Here is a 394-nt window from a genome sequence, read left to right on the forward strand (position 1 = left end):
CTAACGATCCGCATATTTCTTCACACTTAATGGTTATAAACTCTAAAGGTAAAGGCTACTATATTATCGGAATTGGTGATGAGTTAGCTGAACAATCTTTTGCTCTTATAAACTTAAATGGTTTTGAGTTTAAAAATGGCTTTATAGATATACCATTACATAAATACGATACTGGGCAAGCAAGTATGCACTTGGTATTATCTAAAGATTTACTTGATGGCAATTTGAGTTGTCTAACTATATACCATGATAAAAATGGTATCCCAATTATGTCTTTTAATTGGCCATTGAGAAAATCAAAAACAGGATTTGCTAAAAACAATGAGCTGTACAAGTTTGCGCAAGAGCTTTATAACAAGCCAATCAAGCGGGACTAAAAAACAGTTGGCTCGCG

General features: G+C 33.5%; 1 protein-coding gene. It reads left to right on the plus strand.

From position 1 onward, the window contains the following. A partial coding sequence (locus CXF71_RS07955; protein WP_157826713.1) for a hypothetical protein occupies positions 1-377 on the plus strand: 377 nt, incomplete at its 5' end. Positions 378-394 lie beyond the last annotated feature (17 nt).

Origin of the sequence: Colwellia sp. 12G3 (assembly GCF_002836775.1) — a bacterium.
Taxonomy (GTDB): Bacteria; Pseudomonadota; Gammaproteobacteria; order Enterobacterales; family Alteromonadaceae; genus Colwellia.